Genomic DNA, 19,121 nt, shown 5'->3' with positions numbered 1-19,121 from the left:
TCGAGGGCCGCGAGACCATGGAGACCGGCGAGCTGACTGTCGTCGGCCGGGTGGTTTCGGCGTCCAACGCCACCCTCGTGTGCGAGGCGGGCGACGGCGACTCGGCAGTGCGGTGCGTGTACAAACCCGTGCGCGGAGAGGTGCCGCTCTGGGACTTTCCCGACGGCACCCTCGCCGGGCGGGAGGTGGCGTCGTACGAGATCTCCGAGGCGCTCGGGTGGGGCGTGATTCCGCCCACGGTGCTGCGCGACGGTCCGTTCGGTCCCGGCATGGTGCAGAAGTGGATAGATACTCCCGAGGAGCGGGTCGAGGGCCGCGTGGACCTGGTCGACATCTGCCGTCCCGATCTCGTTCCGGCGGGCTGGATTCCGGTGTTGCAGGCCTACGACGGCGATGGCGAAGAGATCGCTCTGATCCATGCCGACGATCCACGCCTGCAGCGGATGGCGGTTCTCGACGTCATTCTCAACAATGCAGATCGCAAGGGTGGGCATGCCCTCGAAGGTCTCGACGGATATGTCTACGGGGTGGATCACGGCATCTGCCTGCACGCCGAGAACAAGCTGCGCACGGTTCTCTGGGGGTGGGCAGGCCAGGCGGTCGACGATGCTCTGATGGCCGACGTCGTGCGGTTCGTCGAGACCTTCGACACCGTCATCGCTCCACGGCTGGTCGACAAGATAACGCTGGCCGAAACCGTTGCGGTGTTGGATCGGGCCCAGCAGCTGATCGCGCGCCCGGTCATGCCGGAACCTCGATCGAGCAGACCGATACCGTGGCCCGCCTTCTGAACGGGCTCGGATAGGCTCGGCTGCATGCATTCTTGGTCCAGCCCGGAGATCCCGACAATCCCAGGACAGGGTCCAGCGCTTCGGTTGTTCGATACCGCAGATCGCCAGGTCCGTCCGGTCACCCCCGGTTCGACCGCTCGCATGTACGTCTGCGGAATCACCCCGTACGACGCCACCCACCTGGGACATGCGGCAACGTATCTGACGTTCGATCTGATCAACCGCTTGTGGCGTGATGCGGGTATCGACGTGCACTACGTGCAGAACGTCACCGATGTCGACGATCCGCTGTTCGAGCGCGCGAATCGTGACGGTGAGGATTGGCGCGATCTCGGTGCGCGCGAGATCGAGCTGTTCCGCGCCGACATGGAGGCTCTGCGGGTCGTGCCTCCGCACGACTACATCGGTGCCGTCGAGTCGGTGGAGGAAGTTGTCGAACTGGTGGAGAAGCTGGTGGCGTCCGGCGCTGCCTACGTCGTCGACGACGCCGAGTACCCCGACGTGTACTTCCGTGCCGACGCCACCGAGCAGTTCGGCTACGAATCCGGCTACGACCGTCCCACCATGGACACGTTCTTCGCCGAACGCGGCGGAGATCCCGATCGTGCGGGCAAGCGCGATTCACTCGATGCGCTGCTCTGGCGCGCGGTACGTCCCGGCGAACCGTCGTGGCCGTCGCCGTGGGGCCCCGGCCGACCGGGCTGGCACATCGAATGCGCTGCCATTGCACTCAATCGCATCGGAACCGGTTTCGACATCCAGGGCGGCGGAAGCGATCTCATCTTCCCGCACCACGAGTTCTCGGCGGCACACGCCGAGGCGGCAACCGGTGACCCTCGGTTCGCCCGGCACTACGTGCACACGGGAATGATCGGTCTCGACGGCGAGAAGATGTCCAAGAGCCGCGGCAACCTGGTGTTCGTCTCGAAGCTCCGCGCAGAGAACGTCGATCCGGCCGCAGTGCGGCTGGGCCTGCTCGCGGGCCACTACCGGCAGGATCGGCCGTGGTCCGACGAGGTCCTCGAGCGAGCCCACACCCGCCTCGCGCTGTGGCGTCGAGCAGCGGCGCTCGAGTCCGCAGCGTCGGCCGACGACGTCGTCAACCGCCTGCGTCAGCATCTGGCCGATGACCTCGACACACCCAAGGCTCTCGACGCCCTCGACGCGTGGGCAAGTTTCGCAGTCGAGCGCGGTGGATCGGATGCGAGCGCACCCGGCACTTTCGCCGATGCGGTCGATGCGCTGCTCGGAGTTCCGCTGCGTTAGTCCGCGGCCCCCAGGCGTAGATCCACCAGCAGATCCGGGATCAGGCGTTCTTCCATCACCGCTCGTCCCGAATCTCGCAGTGCAGCAGCCAGTTCCGGGTCCCACGGAGTGTCCGTGGGATGCCCCTTCAGTGGTTCCGAGTTGCGCGCGTCCAGTGCGCGGCGGTACGAGTCGACGTCCATTCGCCACGGCACCGCGTCGTACCGGGTGAGTGCGCGGGTAACCATGTGCATTCCGGCCCAGTCGAAGTCGGCACGCCATTCGATCGTGGTGCCGGGGGCGCGCGCAGCCAGCAGCCGATGCACGGCGGCCGAGGGCTGACCGTCGGTGCAGATCAAGCTGGCACAGTTCGAGCCGAGAGAGCGGGCTGCGGCCGCGAGCACAGCGACGTTCTCGCACACGAACACGGTCGACGAGCTGTTGGTGAGAGGGCCGCGCGCGAGCATGTCCACGGTGACGGGAAAGGGCACGCCCTCGTCGGCTGCTTCGTTGAGCCAGCGAGCCACGGAGTGGGTCTCTGCGACGCGGTAACCGAGGACCAGCACCCTACTCGACAGTGCGTCGACCGACACCCCGGCCGTTTCCCACAGTGCCCGGATTCCGACCGGATCGACGGGCCGAGGCACGTTCTCGCGCAACGACAGTGCATCGAGGACGAGTTTCGCGGCACCGCCGCCCGTGAGGGCCTTGGTATCACCGGTGGCCAGTTCCGCCAGCTCGGTGAGCGACATCCCGTCCACCGGAAGCAGCGCCAGGACCTGTGTTGCGACCCCGAGTGCGTCGACGGCGACGCGGCCGCCGAGGGTGCCGTCCTGATTGAGCAACGACGCGATCCAGTGCTCGATCCACTCGCGATCGGTACCACCGCCGAGCGCCGCACGCGCCCGGTCGAGTGCATCGGCGCGCACCTGAGCCTTGTCGGCCGCAATGCGCTTCTTGTCCTGCAGCGGTGCCTGACCGGCGAGGGTGTCGATCAGACCGATACCGCCGTTGAGCGGATGGCACAACCACGCGTCGAACCGCTCGAGATCGAGACGGGTGCTCCGTGCCCGAGAGTGCAGGCTGGAGTTGGACTTCGAGATGGCACTGCACAGACGCCACAGTTCCGGCGCATCACTCAGGTCGACGGTGATGTTGCCGCCGACACGAAGCCAGTTGGACTCCAACTTCTTTCGCGCAGCGTCCAACAGCGCCGCCAATTCGACGCTGCCTCGCCACTCACTGTTACCGGCCAAACTCCAGCCCACCTTCGGTTCGGGTCGGCACCCGGCGGGTCAACGGTGATCCGAGGGCGGCTGCGAGGTCGGTGCCGTCGTGTTCGGCGAACAATTCACCGTTCTCCCACACCAGAAGTGCTGCGCTGACGGTGTTCTCGGCGGTCGAGTGCGCCAAATCGTAGTGTGCGCAACCGGGGACGTCCGCGTAGGTGATCCACAGGTCGTAACCGGTCATGAACAGATCCAGGTCGAATTGCACACTCAGTCCGAGCAATTCGCTACGACCGTTGTCGTCGACACCGGCGAACGCCTCGTCCAGCGCCAGCAGCCGCGGTGAATGCGGATCGGCGGACGAGAGCATCACGTGCGCCGCGGCGAACAGCGGCAAATGCAGCGACACCGATTGCTCACCGCCCGAGAGTGCACTGTGACGAGCGACGGTCAGACGATCCTCGTTGCCGTCGCCGCTGATGAGCGTGAACGCGAACACCCGCCAGCGGCGATAGTCCAGTGTCGCGGACAGGATCTCGGGATACGACCGTTCCGGATGTGCCGCACGAGCGATCCTGATCTCCGATGCGAAGTGTGCGCGCATCGCGGCCAGATCGTCCTGGCTCAGCGCCGAGGCATCGCGGTCGAGCAGCTTGGACACTGCCCGCGCCCCGTCGTCGAGGTTGTCCGCGAGCACCCAGTGCACGCCGATCGTGTTGCCCGAGGACATACGGCGTTGCTTCATCTCGGCGGACATCTGGGCGATCAGCTCGCGTGCGTCGACGGTGCGCTCGTGAATCTGCTGCGCCAACCCGGTCAGCAGCGCGTCTTCGAGAATTCGGCGTTCCTGCTCGGTCAAGAGCAGTTCCTGGTCGGCCCTTGCGGCACCGATGCGGTCGGCGAAGTCTCCGACCGAGGAATAGCCCTGCTCGTCCTGCACGCGTACCACCGTCAACCCGTCCGGTGCGTCCCACTGCAGGCGGTAGTCCTGACCGGAAGCGGCCAGTTGCGAGTCGAACTCCTGCAGTGCGCTCGTCAGCGCCGTTCGTGTCGACTTCCGGCTCGAGTCGCTCACTTTCACCGACGCCGTCGCCGTGTCGAGTGCCGAATGCAGCGCGAGCACCACCGGTGGAAGTACCGGGACGTCGTCGTCGGGGCCGGCGGCCTGCTGAACCCGATACAGGATCTGTTCGACGGTCAGCCACGCCGAGTCGCTGGCCGGCCACGTGTACGTCTCGTGCACGCCGAGGATGTGCAGCAGATCCTTGCGGGCGTACGGTGCCAGTCGGACGGCATCACCCAGGGTCTCGGTCACGGCAGCGCGCAGGCTTTCGAGCGCCGTGTTGCACGCACCCTCGGCCTTGCCGATCGCCTCGCCGGCTTCCTTGTCCGCCTTTCGGGCTGCTCGCTGCTCGGCTCGGCACTTCTCGATGCGATCGCGCGCGTTGTCGAGATCGGTGTTGATCTGTTCGGCCGTGGCACCGAGTTTCTCGCTCAGCAATTCCAGACGATGCAGCTGTTGCCGATAGCTCTCGTCGGCTATCGCGGCTTCCTCGGCGAGTTCCTCGGCCAGTCCGGTGGCCTCCTCGAGGCGGTTGGTGGCCTCGCGCGCCCGCTCGGTCTCGCGTGCATGGTCGCTGCGTTTACGGATGACCGCTGCGCCCTGATGCTCGAAATGGCGAATCGCTGCGGCGAGGGCATCGACATCGCGGCCCAGGTGCGGGGTGCGATGGGCCACGGCGACGGAGCGCAGTTGTTTCTCTTTCGCGGACAGGTCGGCGATCGCCTGGTCGAATTCTCGATCTGCCGCTGCAGAAGCATCTTTCGAGGTGCGCAGCGCGCCTGCGGCTGCCGTGACGGCACGTTGCGCCCTCACGATGGCCGAGACTCGGGGGAGCTGCTTGGCGGCCGCGTTCAACGCCTGAACGAGCTCGCGTGCCGCCAGCTCGGCGGCGGTCGCGGTCGCGAGTTCGGCTGTCGCGGAATCGATTGCAGCACCGAGCTCGGCGATGCGCTGCTCTCGCCGACGCGCCCGCGCCGTGGCACCGATGTACTCGGCATCCGGTTTTGCGTGGCGACCCTGCTGCACTCCCTGCCAGTACCGACCGTCGACGCCTATCGAGACAGAACTGTCCGAGAGGTCGTCTCGATCCTGCTGCAATGCAATCGAATTCAGTACATCGAGGATTCGCGATTCCTGGACGGCAGTACCGGGCTCGGGTTCCAGCACGGACGCGAGCGTCGACCCGGTCGGCCTCGCGGCCACCGGTAGCGGCGACAGATATTGCTCCGACGTCGCGTCGACGGGGGAGTCTGCGGTCGGATGAATCCAACCGTCGAGCAGGTTCGCGGCCTGCAGCGCGGATTCGATGCCCGCCGCGTCGGTAGGGGAGACCGCATCGGCAAACCGAACCAGTTGCCACAGCGGTGCGCCCGAGAGATCGGCACGGCTGTCGGTGCGCGCTGCGAACGGTGGTGGGGCATCGTCGTGTTCGGCTCGTACCAGGGACAGTTCGCCCCGCAGCGCCTTCACCTCGGCCTCGCGCGCGGCCACGTCGACGCGTGCCTGTGCCTGCCGGGCGCGAATCGCGTCGATACCGTCCGAGGTCTGCTCGGCGAGCACCGATTCCAGGCTCGGGGCGTCGTCGTCGCCGATGCCTGCCAGGGCTGCGTCGAGGGCCTCGAACACAGCGGAAGTGATGCCCGCGGAGGAGTAGAGCGAGGAGTTGCTCGACCACCAGGCCCGCAGGCCCGAAGCGAACTGCGCCTTCTCCAGGTCCACCGTCGCCTCGGCCTCGGTGACGGCAGCCGCGGCTGCTTCGAGCAACTCGCGCGCCTTCGTTGCGGCCTTCTCCGCGCGAGCGCGTTCCGTCGACGCCTTCTCGACGGTGGTCAGCGCCTCACGCACTGCACGTACGTCGCCGTCCCGTTCCTCGGCGTGCCCACGAAGCGCGGTACTGATCTGATCACTGCGCGCGGTCCCGGGCAGCGGTGTCCACACGATGCCCGCGTCCTCGGCCGCAGTCTGCAGCTCGTCCTCTGCGCGAGTCACTCCGGCAACGGAGTCCCGGAGTGCCGAATCCGCCCGGGCCGCCTCGGCCGCACGTTGCTCCAGTTCTGCTTGCGCTTTGCGTGCGCGATCGGCCTGCTGCGCCGTCGAGACCTCCAGCTTCGCAGCGGATTCGGCGAGATCGTCCAGTTGCTGCTTGCCCTCGTACGCGCTCGAGCGCTGCAGGGTTTCTCGGTCTGCGACGGCCTGATCGAGCGCACGCTCGGCCTCGTCGAACCGCGTCTCTGCAGCCGCCCGTTCCAGCAGACGCCGGTCCTTCAGGGCGGCGGCGTCGAAGTGTGCGGTGGTCGCGTGCGTCACGGCTTCGAGCCGACGCGAGACTTGCTCGACATCCGAACGGGTCTGTACGCGAAGGTATTTGGAGTAGACCGACACGAAGTTCCTGGCCGCCTGATCGGCTTGGGCCAGTCCCTCCAGCGCGCGTCCGACTTCCTCCATGTCGCTGAAGGAACGTGCTGCCTCGAGCACCAGTTGCTCGTCGAGGGGACGCAGACCGTCGGTCAGCGCCTGGGACAACCCTTTCGGATCGAGATTCTTGGCCAACTGCGGACGGCGAAGTGTCAGAATCAGATTGATCAACTGGTCGTACCGTTGCGCGCCGAGCCCGAACATCCGGGCATCGATCGCGGCGCGGTAGTCGACCGGACGATCGGTCAGTGCATCGCTGCCGAGTTGTTCGGCCAATTGCTTCTTCGTCAGCGGCCGGTCGTCGGAGCCCAACAACGAGAAGTCGACGCCCACTCGGCCGTCGGCCACGAAGTACCAGCGGGTCACCTTGTCGTTGTGGCGGCTCGCCCGCATACCGATTCCGACGGTCACCGATTCGGGGTCCTCGCGCGAGCCGCGGCCGAACTCCATCCACACGTACGAATGCGCGCTCTCCTGCCCTCGGTAGAGCAGGTTGGACTTCATCGTTCGTTCTTCACCGGCGAACGGGTTGAGTCGGCGCGGCTCGATCCGGCCGTCGAGGACGAAGGGAAACAGCACTTCGAGCGCTTTGGTCTTGCCGGATCCGTTCGGACCACGCAGCACCAATCGACCGTCGGCGAAAGAGAACTCCTGATCCCGGTAATCCCACAGGTTGACGATTCCGGCGCGCGTGGGCCGAAAGCGATTCGAGTGTGCGGTCATCTACTCAGGCCTCTACTTCGGATGGATCGGTACTGGGGGCTTGTTCGGTGCCGAAGAGCGAGTCCTGCGGGGCTCGGTCACGCACGCTGACCATCACGTCTCGGTACCGAGCGATCACCGGTAGCACCAATACGCCGCCGGATACGCTGTGTATCAGGCGAAGTCGATGCAACAGCGCTATCGCACGGATGCGTAGACCGTCCCGGTCGGTCTGCCACTGCGCCGCGAACGTGCGACCGAATCGGTCCACGAGATCGTCGACGACCGAGACCAGCCAACTGTCCTCGATCAACGGATACTGTGTGCGCTCCGCCGAGTTCTCGACCGTCGTCGGATCGGCGGGAAATCCGAATTCGGCCAGGTCGCCGAAGATTCCGCCGCCGGGGATCGCGTCGTCCAGCTGTTCGACGAGTAGGTCGCTCGCAGGTAGCGGATGCGTTGTGAGCGCCGGAGCGTCGGGATCCACGACCCGATCGGAGATTTCTCCCGCGATGAGCAACGCCACCTGAGCGATCGTTCCGGTGCTGGGAAAGCGGTGGTCGGACAACCGTCCCGAGGTGTCGATGAGGGCCACGCCCTCGGCGCGACGCTCGGCAACGAGACCGGTGAGCAACTCGACGTCGGCGACGGTGCGCGAGGCGGTCAGGGCGGTGCGTGCGTCTCCGTCGAGATCGTCGAGATAGACGACGGGGTGTTCGACCAACGCTCGACGTACCGCACGCAGCGTTTCCTTCGGGTCTGCCTCACGCCCGGACTCGATGTGTCCGAGATCGGAATCCTCTCTATCGATCGGGGCATCCGAGCCGGCCAGCAGGCCACGAATCGAACGCAGGTGCTGCACGGCACGCGGCGGCCGAAACATCGCGACGACCACCGATCGGTCGATGTCGTACAGGGCCTCACCGGCCGTCGGATTGTTCGCCCAGCCCGTGGCGTCGCCGTCGGCCAGCGAGATCGCACCACGCGTGGCCAGCCATCCGATCGCGTCGACGAATGCGTCTCGGTCGCTCGCGCGGTCGGTCGTGAGTTCGACGCCGTCCACCTGACTCGACTCCGTCGCCACGTGATCGGCGAGTTCGGACAGAGTGATCTGGTTTCCGGCCCGACCGAGCGCGGCAAGCGCCAGCGCCAGATACGCGTACCTGCGGCGGTCGAACACCCGCTCGGAGGGCGTTCGCGCGGGTTGACTGTCGTCGAGGCGATCGATCACCGGGAACAGACGTGCGGTCGTCTCGGTCACCTCGAAGCGGTAGCCGAACAGCTCGAGGAGGTCCTCGCGCAGTTCGGTTGCCCACCTGCGCAGCAGCGGTAACGCGATTCGATCGGGGTACGTCGCGGTGACCAGGTGATTGGACAATGCGACTCGGGCAGCCCGCTGGTAGGAATCCAGAGCGAGCGAGGAGATCTCACGTGCTCTCACCGGCGTGCCACCTCACTGACGTCGAGGGCGAGGCGGTCCAGATGCAATCGGCCACGGCTGGTGCGCACGATCGTCGAACGGTCGCTGTCGCTCAGCGTCAGGCGCACGCCACTGTCCGATCCGGACGAGTCCGAGGTGCGTCCGCTCACGCGTACCCGGGCAGTCAACGCGGCGTTGAGCAGGCTCAACAACACTTCGGTTTCCTGCTCGTTCAGAATGCGGTCGTGGATTCCGGCCGAGGCGAGCGACTGCGCCGCGGCACTGCGTGATCGCTGCGACTCGAGTTGCTGCTCGCGCAGTCGTCTGATGCCGCCGTCGTTGCGCTGTACCCGCCCTGGAACGCCGGGAGTCGGAGTACGTCCTGTCTCGGCCAGCGTGCGCGAGATCTCGACCGGCGGTGCCTCCCACCATGACCGGGACATGGGGATGATGTCGGCGTCGGGATGGACCATCGACAGGTGCCGGGGTCGGCCGAGGCCGAACACGGCGTGAAACAGAGCATGTGCGCTGTCCTCGGTGGGGGCAGCAGCGAACCAGCCGGCGAGGTGACGCAGTTGGCTCTCGCGACTCACACCGCCCTTCCGAGTTTCGGTGACGCGCCGCAGCAGTGACAGCACAGCAGCGATCGCGCTCATCGTGCCCTCGCGGAGGCGCTCGGATTCGCTGAGCGCGGATTCGGCCGCGACGAACCAGTGCGACAACCCGGCCCATCGGTCGGTCCAGTCCGCTCGCCGTTCGTCGACGGAGAGAAAGACTCGTTCGTCGCTGATCGCGGCACGGTCGACGAGTTCCTCGATGCCGGTGCTCTCGACGAGTGCGATCGCTTCCGCCAACTTGGGGGCATAGCGGGTGAGATCGGAGCTGAACTCACGCATGTGCGTGAGCAGTGCATCCTTGTGCGCCAAGAACGATTCGGGCGTGATCTCGGTGGTGCGCACCAGGTCGCCCAGCACCAGATAGAAGTGGGCGGCGCGGGTCGCCATCTCCGACAACGTCGAATCGAGTCTGCTGAGCTTGCGGTAGATGCGGTCGCCGTCGGCCTGACGGTTCGCCTCGGCCAGCTCGTGCATGTCGGCCAGCAGCTCGGGCAGCACCAGCCGGGACAGCGAGGCGTCGTCCAGGCGCGCACCGAGCACGTCCTCGACCGCGCGGTAGGCCTTGTAGCCGGCCTGACCGAACTGGTAGACGAAGTGCCGGTTGCGGTATTCGGCGAGGGTCGCGGCGCGGGTGCCGTCGTAGCTGCGTTCGAGCAGACCCCAGGCGTGGAGTTGATCGAGCAGGGGTGCGATGTCCAGTGTGGTCAGCGCGTCGTGACGCCCGGGGCTACGAGCGATGAGATCGGCGACGTCGCCCGAGTGCAGCAACACCACGTAGTTCGCGCGGGCGGTGTCGAACGCCCGCAGTACTGCCAGGTATTCGGATCTCTTCTCGGCGACGGCGAACGAGAAGAGACCGAGACGGTCTTCCTCCACGAACGCATTCGCGGCACCCAGCCGTGCGTCCTCGCCTGATTCGGTCACTGGAACAGGGTAGGGGGTAGGAGTGGAGCCTGCGGAATGACCCTGGTGGGAGGAGTGGAGCCTGCGGAATGACCCTGGTGGGAGGAGTGGAGCCTGCGGAATGACCCTGGGGGTAGGAGTGCCAGTTGTTCGACCGTGCCGGTTACAGCTCCACGGTCACTTTTCCGTTCACCACGGCCGCGGGGTAGGTGCGCACCGGGTCGATGCCGCTCGGGCAGGTGCCGTCGTCGAGAGAGAAGGCGTATTGATGAAGTGGGCAGACGACTACGGACCCGTCGATCTGGCCGTCGGCCAGTGGTCCGCCCCGGTGCGGGCAGACGGCGTCCATCGCGCGCACCGAACCGTCACCGAGCAGGAACACAGCCACCTGCTTACCGTCCACGACGTAGGCCCGTCCCTCGCCGGGAGTCAGATCTTCCAACGCTCCCACCGGCACGCTCATCGGACCGGCACCTGTGGCAGCGGGAGCAGTGGCAGCGAGGGTGCGAACTGCGCGGGCGATTTGGGTGTCGTGCGGTCCTGCCATGGGTCCACGTAGCCGTCGACCGATGTTTGCAGTCGCTCGTCGAGTCCGGCGACGATGCCGTCACGGTCGTGGATCAGAACGCTCTGCAGTTCCTCCAAGCCGACGCGCGGAACCCAGGCGTACGTCCGTTCGAGCCACTGCGCGTTCTCCCGATAGTGCTGGATGAATCTGCCTGCCACTGTCATCACCTCCTCGGCTCCCGTCACGGTGGCCAACAGATCTCCCTTGCGGATGTGAGCCCCGGCCGCGCCGCCGACGTAGATCTCCCACCTGTCCTCGCCGACCGAGACCACGCCGAAGTCCTTGCACAGCGCCTCCGAGCAGTTGCGCGGGCAGCCGGCGACCGCGAGTTTGAGTTTCGCGGGAGTCTCCAAGCCTTGGAACCGCTCTTCGAGCGCGATGCCGAGAGCCGTCGAGTCGCCGAGACCGAAGCGGCAGAAGTCGCTGCCCACACAGGTTTTCACCGTGCGCATGCTCTTGCCGTAGGCGAAGCCGGAGGGCATGTCCAGATCGCCCCACACCTTGGGTAGGTCTTCCTTCTTGATCCCGAGGAGGTCGATGCGCTGTCCGCCGGTGACCTTGACCAGCGGCACGTGGTACTTGTCGGCGACGTCGGCGATCTTGCGCAGTTGATCCGGGGTGGTGACGCCACCCTTCATCTGCGGCACCACCGAGAACGTGCCGTCCCGCTGAATGTTGGCGTGCACCCGGTCGTTGATGAACAGCGCGCCGCGCTCGTCCACCCAATCCGGACCCCAGACGGTGCGCAGCAGTGACGCCAGCGGCATCTTGGCGGCGGCGTCCTCGACGCCATCGGTCGCAAGCGCCGTGAACACCTGCGAGACTGCCCGGAGGTCTCGCGACCTGATCGCTTCGATCAGTTCCGGCTTCGTCATCGGGATACACGGCACGTACCGGTCTGCGGTGGGGTCCGCTTCGACCGCGCCACCGGCTGCGCACGCGATGATGTCTTTCACCAACCCCTTGCAGGACCCACATCCCTTGCCTGCTCGGGTCTGTGCAGTCACATCGCTCAGATTCTTGGCACCGGCGTGCACGCAGGCCACGATGGCGCCCTTGGTGACGCCGTTGCAGTTGCACACCTGAACGTCGTCTGCCAGTTCGGCGGCTCCTGTTGCCGCAGAGGGCGTTCCCATGTCGAAGAGCATGCTGATGCGCTCGTCGGGCAGCGGCACCTTCTCGTCGAACGCCTGGGTGAGAAAGTTGGCCTTGGAGATGTCGCCCAGCAGAGTGGCGCCGACGAGCTTGTTGTTCCGCACGATGACCGATTTGTACGTGCCACTGCGTGGTTCGTAGAACTGAACGAATTCGTCGTCGTCGCGCTCGGGCGCAGTGATCCCCATCGACGCGACGTCGACGCCGGCCACCTTGAGCTTGGTCGTCAAACGCGAACCGTGATACGCGGCAGCGGGATCGGCACCGGTGAGTACATCGGCCAGGACAGCGGCCTGCTCCCAGAGGGGCGCGACGAGGCCGTACACCTCACCGCGGTGCTGACAGCATTCGCCGACGGCATAGATGGAACCCTCGTCCTCGCAGCGCAATTGGTCGTCGACGACGATTCCGCGTTCGATGACCAGGCCGCCGGCGCGGGCAAAATCGACACTGGGCCGAATTCCGGCGGTCACGACGACCATGTCGGCGTCCAGCGAGGTGCCGTCGTTGAAACCGACGCCGATGACGGTACCGTCGTCCGACCGCAACACCGAGGTGGTCCTCTTCGAGGTGTGGACACCGACGCCCAGCGACTCGATCTTGTTGCGCAACACTCGTCCACCGCGCTCGTCGAGCTGCTGGTTCATCAGGTGCCCGGGGGAGTGCACCACGTTCACGTCCAGTCCCTGCGTCCGCAGTCCGTACGCTGCTTCGAGACCGAGCAGTCCGCCGCCGATCACCACCGCCGACACGTCGTCGCGCGACTGCGCCATCTGCAACATGCCGTTGGTGTCGGCGATCGTGCGGAATCCGAACACCCCACGTGCCAGCCTGCCGTCGGACTCGCGCAGACCGTCCATGTTCGGGAAGAACGTGTTGCTACCGGTGGCGATGATCAGTACGTCGTAGTCGACGGACCGACCGCTTTCGCAGACAACCGTTTTGGAGAACCGGTCGAGCGACACGGCTCGATCGCCCACGTGCAACGTCACGCCGTTCTCGCTGTACCAACTCATGGGGTTGAGAACGAGATCCTCGTCGTCGACGGTGGCCTCACCGGACAGCACGTGGGAGAGCATGATGCGGTTGTAATTGCCGTACGGTTCGTCGCCGATCATCGTGATGTCGAACAGCGAGCTGCCGTCTCGCTCGAGGATCTGTTCTACCGTCCGGGCACCGGCCATTCCGTTGCCGATCACCAGCAATCGCTGTTTTCCCGCAGTCATCAGACCAGCACCAGACCGAAGTCGACGACGACCTCTCCGCTGGTTCCGGCAGGGGCCGCGATCACCAGCTCGAGCACGGTATCGGGATCGACGTCCTCGACGACCCGCAACGGAATGTTGACGCCGCTCTTCGCTCCCATCGGGAACATACGCATCGGGCTGCCGTCGCGCAGCAAGGTCACGACCACCAGCTCATCGCTCGAATTACCGCCTCGGAAGTACAGCGGCTGAGCCGTCACCCCCTCGGGGACGACGAAACTCAGGCTGGGATCGATCAACTCGGGCTTGTCCAGACCGTTGCCGGTGAAGGAGAAGACGCCTTGCAGAAATCGCGGTGTGCTGGCCATACCCACGAGGCTCCGGTGTCGGGGTGACGCCACCGCTGCGGTGACGTTACGTCGGCATCAGAAAGACCTCACCGGCTCCCGGCTCCTCGTGTGCGTTCGGGTCAGAGCCCGAAGTTGCCCGGGCCGCGCCGCCGGAGGTACTTCTCGAACTCGGCGGCGATGGCGTCGCCGTCGATCTTGGCGATCGCATCGGACATGTCCACCTCGGCGTCACCACGCTCCTCGAGACTGCGCACGTACTCGCTGATCTCCTCGTCCTCTTTGGTCATCTCGTTGACCGCCTCCTCCCACTCCTCGGCCTGCGTGGGCAGCTCGCCGAGCGGCACCTCGATGTCGAGTACGTCCTCGACCCGCTGCAGCAACGCCACGGTGGCCTTCGGATTCGGTGGCTGCGACACGTAATGGGGGACAGCAGCCCAGAACGACACGGCCGGCACCCCTGCCTTGACACATTCGTCCTGCAGAACGCCGGTGATGCCGGTGGGCCCCTCGTAGCGGGTCTGCTCGAGGTTGAACTGTTCGGCCGACTCGGTGCTGTAGGCAGTGCCGGTGACCGGAACCGGCCTGGTGTGCGGGGTGTCCGCCAGCAGCGCGCCGAGAATGACGACGGTTTCGACGCCCAGCTGCTCGACGAACTCGAGCAGGTCGTCGCAGAAGCTGCGCCACCGCATGTTGGGCTCGATACCGCGCAACAAGACCACGTCGCGGTCGCTCCCGGGCGGTGAACACACCGACAATCGAGTCGACGGCCACTCGATCTCGCGGGTGACCCCGTCGACCTGACGAACGGTCGGCCGATTGACCTGGTAGTCGTAGTAGTCCTCCGAGTCCAGCTCGGCCAGTGGGCTGGCGTCCCAGATCAGCTCCAGATGTTCGACCGCGCCGCTCGCCGCATCGCCTGCGTCGTTCCAGCCCTCGAAAGCGGCGACAAGTATGGGGGAGCGCAGCTCGGGAATGTCGTCGTTCAGATCGTCCTCGTCGTAGTCGGCGTCGGCGTCTGTGGCGTTCGCCACAGCATCCTGCACGGCCTCGATCAGCGCGGCGTCCAAGGGGATGTCCGCGTCGGCACCTGATTTGTCCATTTTGTCGGTACCGTCGTCGGGCGGGGACTGATCATCGAGGTTTCGGGGACTCACCACGACAGCCTACGACTCGAGGTAACCGTGGTGCCCACTACTCTGTAGTGATGCCCAATCAACACAAGCCCGGTCTGCTCGATGCGATTTCACGTCGCGTTGTCATCGGCGACGGAGCAATGGGCACGATGCTCCAGGACGCCGACCTCACTCTCGACGACTTTCTCGGCCTCGAGGGATGCAACGAGATTCTGAACCACACCAGGCCCGACGTGCTGCGCGAGATTCATCGCGAGTACTTCGCGGCCGGCGCAGACGCCGTGGAAACGAACACGTTCGGATGCAACCTGCCCAACCTGGCCGATTACGACATCGAGGATCGAATCCGCGAGTTGGCCGAAAAAGGCACCCGGCTCGCCCGCGAGACTGCGGACGAAATGGGACCCGGCCGCGACGGGATGGATCGGTACGTCCTGGGTTCCATGGGCCCCGGAACCAAGCTCCCCACACTCGGCCACGCCCCGTTCGCACGGCTGCGCGATGCATATACCGAGGCTGCGCTCGGAATGATCGACGGCGGTGCCGACGCCATTCTGGTCGAGACGTGCCAGGACCTGCTGCAGGTCAAGGCCGCGATCATCGGTAGCCAGCACGCCATGGACAAGCTCGGCGTCCGAATCCCGATCATCACCCATGTGACGGTCGAGACGACGGGCGCAATGCTGGTCGGCAGCGAGATCGGTGCAGCCCTCACTGCGCTCGAACCGCTGGGTATCGACATGATCGGGCTGAACTGCGCCACCGGCCCCGCCGAGATGAGCGAACACCTGCGTCACCTGTCCAAGCATTCACGTCTTCCGGTATCGGTGATGCCCAATGCCGGACTGCCCACGTTGGGCGCGAAGGGTGCCGAATATCCACTGACCGCCCCCGAATTGGCCGACGCTCTGAGCGGTTTCGTCCGCGAGTACGGGCTGGCACTCGTCGGCGGATGCTGCGGCACCACACCCGAGCACATTCGTCAGGTTGCCGACATGGTGCACGGGGCGACGAAGCTGGAACGGCAGCCGGCCCCGGAGCCAGGGGTCTCCTCGCTCTACACCGCTGTGCCGTTCGAGCAGGACGCCAGCATCCTGATGATCGGCGAGCGCACCAACTCCAACGGCTCCAAGGCATTTCGTGACGCGATGCTCGCCGAGGACTACGAGAAGTGCCTCGACATCGCCAAGGATCAGACCCGCGACGGCGCGCACATGTTGGACCTCAACGTCGACTACGTCGGCCGCGACGGTGCCGCCGACATGGCGGCACTCGCCAGCAGATTGGCGACTGCGTCGACGCTGCCGATCATGCTCGACTCCACCGAACCGGCCGTGCTCGAAGCCGGCCTCGAGCACCTCGGTGGACGTAGCGCCGTCAACTCGGTCAACTACGAGGACGGCGACGGTCCCGACTCGCGGTTCCAGAAGATCATGCGCCTGGTCAAGGAACACGGTGCCGCCGTGGTCGCTCTGACCATCGACGAGGAGGGGCAGGCGCGTACTGCCGAATGGAAGGTGCGTGTCGCCGATCGCCTGATCACCGACATCACCGAGAACTGGGGCCTGCGCCACGAGGACATCATCGTCGACACCCTCACCTTCCCGATCTCCACCGGCCAGGAAGAGGTTCGACGCGACGGCATCGAGACCATCGAGGCGATCCGGCAGCTCAAGGAGAAGTATCCGAAGGTGCACACCACCCTCGGGTTGTCGAACATCTCGTTCGGCCTCAATCCTGCTGCCCGGCAGGTGCTCAACTCGGTCTTTCTGCACGAGTGCACCCAGGCCGGCCTCGACACCGCCATCGTGCACGCGTCGAAGATCCTGCCGATGAACAAGATTCCCGACGAGCAACGCGAGACCGCTCTGGATCTGGTGTACGACCGCCGCCGCGAAGGCTACGACCCGTTGCAGAAGCTCATGCAGCTGTTCGAGGGCGTCTCGGCAGCATCGGCCCGGGAATCGCGCGCCGAGGAACTGGGTCGTCTGCCGTTGTTCGAGCGGCTCGAACGCCGCATCGTCGACGGCGAACGCAACGGCCTCGACACAGATCTGGACGCCGCGATGGCCGAGAAGCCGCCTCTCGAGATCATCAACGAGACGTTGCTGTCGGGCATGAAGACCGTCGGCGAGCTGTTCGGTTCCGGCCAGATGCAGTTGCCGTTCGTGCTCGCGTCCGCCGAGGTGATGAAGGCTGCCGTGGCGTACCTGGAGCCACACATGGAGGCCACCGACGACGACGGCAAGGGTCGGATCGTGCTCGGTACCGTCAAGGGCGATGTGCACGACATCGGCAAGAACCTCGTCGACATCATCCTGAGCAACAACGGCTACGAGGTGGTCAATCTCGGTATCAAGCAGCCGATTTCGACCATTCTCGAAGCCGCGTTGGACAAACGCGCAGACGTGATCGGCATGTCCGGTCTGCTGGTGAAGTCGACGGTGGTCATGAAGGACAACCTGATCGAGCTCAACTCCCGCGGCGTGGCAGAGCAATTTCCGGTGCTCCTCGGCGGCGCTGCGTTGACGCGGTCGTACGTCGAGAACGATCTGCAGGACGTGTACGAAGGCGACGTGCACTATGCGCGGGACGCGTTCGAAGGCCTGCGTTTGATGGACACCATCATGACCACCAAACGCGGTGGCGGCCCAGCCCCTGACAGCCCCGAGGCGCTCGCCGCGAAGGCCAAGGCCGCCGAACGCAAGGAGCGCCACGAACGGTCGAAGCGCATCGCGGAGAAGCGCAAGGCCGCCGAGGCTCCGGTCGTGGTACCCGAGCGATCCGACGTCGCCGCGGACATCGACATTCCGGTACCGCCGTTCTGGGGCACCCGTATCGTCCGAGGCGTGTCCCTGGCCGATTACTCGGGGCTGCTCGACGAACGTGCACTGTTCCTGGGGCAGTGGGGCCTACGAGGAGCCCGCAAGGGCGAGGGCGCCACCTACGAGGATCTGGTGGAGTCGGAAGGCAAACCGCGCCTTCGGTATTGGCTGGATCGGCTCAGTACGGACGGCATTCTCGCGCACGCCGCTTTGGTGTACGGATACTTCCCGGCCGTTTCGGAGGGCGACGACGTCGTCGTACTCACCGAGCCCGAACCCGATGCGCCCGAACGCTTTCGGTTCACCTTCCCCCGTCAGCACCGCGACCGCTTCCTCTGCATCGCGGACTTCGTCCGATCACGCACTGCGGCAAGGGAATCTGGACAGGTCGACGTGCTGCCGATGAACCTGGTCACCATGGGGCAGCCCATCGCGGACTTCGCGAACGAATTGTTCGCAGCCGACGCGTACCGCGATTACCTCGAGGTGCACGGGATCGGAGTTCAGCTGACCGAGGCTCTCGCCGAATACTGGCATCGCCGAGTGCGCGAGGAACTGAAACTGTCCGACGGCAAATCGGTCGCCGCGGAGGATCCCACCGAGGCCGAGGGGTACTTCAAACTCGAATACCGCGGAGCTCGTTACTCGTTCGGCTACGGGGCATGCCCCGATCTCGAGGACCGGATCAAGCTCGCCGCACTCCTCGAACCCGAGCGAATCGGCGTCAAGCTCTCCGAGGAACTGCAGCTGCACCCCGAACAGTCGACCGATGCGTTCGTACTTCACCACCCGGAGGCCAAGTACTTCAATGTCTAGAACCCACCTGCACGGTGTCCTGTGGGACATGGACGGCACCCTGCTCGACTCGGAGAAGATCTGGGACGTGGCCATCGGTGAGTACTCCCGCACACTGGGAACCGAACTCAGCGCGGAAGTACGCGAGAGCACCCTCGGCAATTCGATGCGAGACGCCTTGCGCAAAGTGCTCGCCAATGCATCGGTTGCGGTGACCGACGACAACCTGGCCGAGGGCCGCGAGTGGTTGACCACGCGCGTCGGCGACATGTTCGCCGAGGGTATTCCGTGGCGGCCCGGTGCCAAGGATGCTCTTGCACTCGTACGCGACATGGGCCTGGCGACCGGATTGGTCACCAACACCGAACGCGGGCTCGTCGAGCGTGCACTGGAGACACTCGGGCGCGACTATTTCGACATCACCGTCAGCGGCGACGAGGTCGAGTTCGGGAAACCGCACCCGGCGCCGTACCTGCGGGGTGCCGCACTGCTCGGCGTCGACGTCGGTGCCTGCCTTGCAGTGGAGGATTCTCCGACAGGCTCCCTGTCCGCACATACTGCAGGCTGCCCGGTACTGGTCGTCCCGTCTGAGGTGGCGGTTCCGGCAGCGCCGGGCTACACCATCCGCGACGGTCTGGTTGGACTGACCGCCGACGACGTCCGGCGGGCCTGGGCGGCCTGACTCCTCGAATCTCGACCGAATTG

The 19,121-nt window shown here is 65.6% G+C and carries 12 protein-coding genes; 4 read left to right on the top strand and 8 right to left on the bottom strand.

What is annotated here, in order from left to right:
- Positions 1 to 17 precede the first annotated feature (17 nt).
- Positions 18 to 791 carry an SCO1664 family protein gene (locus CH268_RS16950; RefSeq protein ID WP_169879440.1) on the top strand — a complete coding sequence of 258 codons (774 nt, stop codon included), beginning with the start codon at positions 18 to 20 and terminating at the stop codon, positions 789 to 791.
- Positions 792 to 815: 24 nt separating this feature from the next.
- Positions 816 to 2,057, top strand: coding sequence for a cysteine--1-D-myo-inosityl 2-amino-2-deoxy-alpha-D-glucopyranoside ligase (gene mshC / locus CH268_RS16945; protein WP_027497069.1), 1,242 nt, complete (start codon positions 816 to 818; stop codon positions 2,055 to 2,057).
- On the opposite strand, the gene CH268_RS16940 is transcribed toward mshC, so the two are convergent.
- The 8 genes from CH268_RS16940 to CH268_RS16905 all read right to left on the bottom strand — a co-directional run bounded on the left by CH268_RS16940 (position 2,054) and on the right by CH268_RS16905 (position 14,763).
- Positions 2,054 to 3,292: a DUF2399 domain-containing protein gene (locus CH268_RS16940; RefSeq protein WP_255182423.1), complete on the bottom strand. Its 1,239-nt coding sequence runs from the start codon at positions 3,290 to 3,292 to the stop codon at positions 2,054 to 2,056. The genes mshC and CH268_RS16940 overlap by 4 nt on opposite strands.
- Positions 3,282 to 7,466 carry a TIGR02680 family protein gene (locus tag CH268_RS16935; protein ID WP_094665198.1) on the bottom strand — a complete coding sequence of 1,395 codons (4,185 nt, stop codon included), beginning with the start codon at positions 7,464 to 7,466 and terminating at the stop codon, positions 3,282 to 3,284. The genes CH268_RS16940 and CH268_RS16935 overlap by 11 nt, the downstream gene beginning before the upstream one ends.
- Before the next feature lie 4 nt (positions 7,467 to 7,470).
- Positions 7,471 to 8,886, bottom strand: coding sequence for a DUF2398 family protein (locus CH268_RS16930; RefSeq protein WP_094665196.1), 1,416 nt, complete (start codon positions 8,884 to 8,886; stop codon positions 7,471 to 7,473).
- Entirely contained in the window at positions 8,883 to 10,358 is a 1,476-nt protein-coding gene (locus CH268_RS16925) for a TIGR02677 family protein (RefSeq protein WP_369597514.1), read from the bottom strand. Before CH268_RS16925 ends, CH268_RS16930 begins: the two co-directional genes overlap by 4 nt.
- Before the next feature lie 190 nt (positions 10,359 to 10,548).
- Positions 10,549 to 10,848: a Rieske (2Fe-2S) protein gene (locus tag CH268_RS16920; protein WP_094622150.1), complete on the bottom strand. Its 300-nt coding sequence runs from the start codon at positions 10,846 to 10,848 to the stop codon at positions 10,549 to 10,551.
- Positions 10,845 to 13,334: a nitrite reductase large subunit NirB gene (gene nirB, locus CH268_RS16915; RefSeq protein ID WP_094665192.1), complete on the bottom strand. Its 2,490-nt coding sequence runs from the start codon at positions 13,332 to 13,334 to the stop codon at positions 10,845 to 10,847. The genes CH268_RS16920 and nirB overlap by 4 nt, the downstream gene beginning before the upstream one ends.
- Entirely contained in the window at positions 13,334 to 13,681 is a 348-nt protein-coding gene (locus CH268_RS16910; protein WP_027497076.1) for a hypothetical protein, read from the bottom strand. Before CH268_RS16910 ends, nirB begins: the two co-directional genes overlap by 1 nt.
- Positions 13,682 to 13,782: 101 nt before the next feature.
- On the bottom strand, positions 13,783 to 14,763 hold the full coding sequence (locus CH268_RS16905; protein WP_230073645.1) for a PAC2 family protein: 981 nt from the start codon (positions 14,761 to 14,763) through the stop codon (positions 13,783 to 13,785).
- Between the two features lie 104 nt (positions 14,764 to 14,867).
- Between CH268_RS16905 and metH the strand changes: the two genes are divergently transcribed.
- Positions 14,868 to 18,437, top strand: a complete 3,570-nt coding sequence (gene metH, locus CH268_RS16900; RefSeq protein ID WP_094665190.1) for a methionine synthase — start codon at positions 14,868 to 14,870, stop codon at positions 18,435 to 18,437.
- A complete protein-coding gene (locus CH268_RS16895; protein WP_032365803.1) occupies positions 18,430 to 19,098 on the top strand; it encodes an HAD family hydrolase in 669 nt (222 codons plus the stop codon). The genes metH and CH268_RS16895 overlap by 8 nt, the downstream gene beginning before the upstream one ends.
- The last annotated feature ends 23 nt before the right edge of the window (positions 19,099 to 19,121 follow it).

This window comes from Rhodococcus sp. 06-1460-1B, assembly GCF_002258475.1.
GTDB classification, from domain to species: domain Bacteria; phylum Actinomycetota; class Actinomycetes; order Mycobacteriales; family Mycobacteriaceae; genus Rhodococcoides; species Rhodococcoides fascians.
This window is presented reverse-complemented; position numbering and strand designations above follow the sequence as displayed.